Annotated in this window: 2 protein-coding genes and 1 pseudogene; all 3 read left to right on the top strand. The window is 42.3% G+C overall.

Annotated elements, in window-relative coordinates; genetic code table 11:
- Positions 1-260 (top strand): annotated as a pseudogene (locus tag LD39_RS07810) (hypothetical protein); the annotation flags it as partial.
- A 12-nt stretch (positions 261-272) separates the two neighbouring features.
- Positions 273-1061, top strand: a complete 789-nt coding sequence (locus LD39_RS07805; protein ID WP_035544877.1) for a putative hydro-lyase — start codon at positions 273-275, stop codon at positions 1059-1061.
- Positions 1062-1181: 120 nt separating this feature from the next.
- Entirely contained in the window at positions 1182-1841 is a 660-nt protein-coding gene (locus LD39_RS07800) for an O-methyltransferase (protein WP_035544874.1), read from the top strand.
- The last annotated feature ends 194 nt before the right edge of the window (positions 1842-2035 follow it).

The raw sequence follows: 2035 nt of genomic DNA, 5'->3' as shown, positions 1-2035 counted from the left end.
TCGGGTTTATCATCATTTCTACAGCCGTCTTCGTTACTGTTGGAAGACCTGTAAAAGTTCTTATATTAGTTGGTTCATTAAATGGACTTATTTTACCAATCGCTCTTGGTGTCATGCTTCTTGCCGCATATAAAACGAAAATTGTTGGTGATTATAAACACCCGCTGTGGCTGACGATTTTCGGTGTGCTCATTGTTGTTGCAATGTCCTATATGGGAGGTGTTTCCTTAATCGAAGGAATACCACAATTATTCGAATAGGAGGAATCACCCTTGAACCTGTCGACTTTAACCCCTGAAGAAGCAAGAAACATGATCCGCAAGGGCGAATGGGACCGCCCTACTGCAGGCATATCGAATGGATACATTCAAGCAAACCTTGTCGTCCTCCCAACAGAACTGGCCTACGATTTCCTGCTTTTTTGTCAGCGCAATCCTAAACCCTGTCCTGTTCTTGACGTAACAGACCCCGGGGAGTTTGCCCCACCTATGGTTGCACCTGATGCGGATTTACGCACAGACTTGCCTAAGTATTGCGTTTACCGCCATGGTCAGAAAGCAGAAGAACGGACCGCTCTTACTGACGTCTGGAAAAAAGGTATGGTTGGCTTCTTACTCGGCTGTAGCTTTACATTTGAACAAGCGTTAATGGAAAATGAAATTCCAATCCGTCATATTAAAGAAGGATTGAATGTCCCCATGTATAAGACAAATCTTAACTGCAAGCCAGCTGGACAATTTCATGGACCGATGGTGGTCAGTATGCGACCGATGAAATCCAAAGATGTGATCAGAGCCGTACAAGTGACGAGCCGCTTTCCTTCCGTTCACGGAGCCCCTGTACACATAGGTAATCCTGAAGAGATCGGTATCACCGACCTCCATCACCCTGACTTTGGGGATGCTGTTTCCATCAAAGATGATGAAATTCCAGTCTTTTGGGCCTGCGGAGTTACTCCACAGGCAATCGCCATGCATATGAAGCCGGAAATCATGCTTACACATGCCCCTGGGCATATGTTCATAACTGATAAAAAAAATGAATCCTACGGAGTTCTATAACATAAAGAGCGCTTCTCTATTTCAAAAAAAGTGAGGCGCTCTCTTTATGTTTTCAACTAGTTTTTTGAAAGAAACCAGCGTAGACTGAAAGGGTGCAGAAAAAATTGGGGAGTGATTTAGTTGAGTGAAAAAACATGGAAAAGTGTTGACAGCTACTTCAATAATTATTTAATTTCACCTGACCCTATTATGGATAACCTCCTACAAGCGAACGCTGAAGCGAATCTTCCAGCTATTGACGTGTCTGAAAGTCAAGGAAAGCTGCTAAACCTTCTTGTGAAAATGAAGTCAGCAAAACGAGTATTAGAGATTGGTACATTAGGCGGATACAGCAGTATATGGATGGCGAGAGCTCTTCCGGAAGATGGCAAACTCGTCACCTTGGAGTATAGCGAAAAACATGCCCGTGTGGCGGAAAAAAATATGATGAACGCTGGTTTGAAAGATAAAATTGAAGTTATAACCGGCCGTGCTGTAGATACTCTGCCTTCTCTATCTTCCCGAGGTGATTCCTATGATTTTATCTTCATAGATGCTGACAAAAAGAATAATCCCGTCTATGTAAAATGGGCTATTGATTTGGCTTTACCAGGAGCCTGTATAATCGTTGATAACGTTGTGCGCGAGGGAGAAGTTTTGAATGAAAATGGAGATGAAAGTGTTCAAGGCATCAGGGAGATGGTCGAGATGCTCTCCAATGAACCTCGGATCGATTCTACTGCCATTCAAACAGTTGGTTCGAAAGGTTATGACGGACTATTGATCGCCATTATCCAATAATCCTAAATTAAAAGAGAGCCTGGATTGCTACAGGCTCTCTTTTTTAGCTTTTAAATGTATGTATTGTTTTTGTTGATAATCCACCTCTATGATAGGTTTACTTTAATTAATACACAATGGATGATAGTTATTCATCCAACGTCCAGGATTGTGGAAGATATGATTTCGAGATACTTTCGGTTCCGTTGCTAAAT

The organism is Halobacillus sp. BBL2006 (assembly GCF_000786645.1).
Taxonomy (GTDB): Bacteria; Bacillota; Bacilli; order Bacillales; family Halobacillaceae; genus Halobacillus.
Note: the sequence above shows the minus strand (reverse complement) of the source record. Positions and strands in the feature narration are given on the sequence as shown.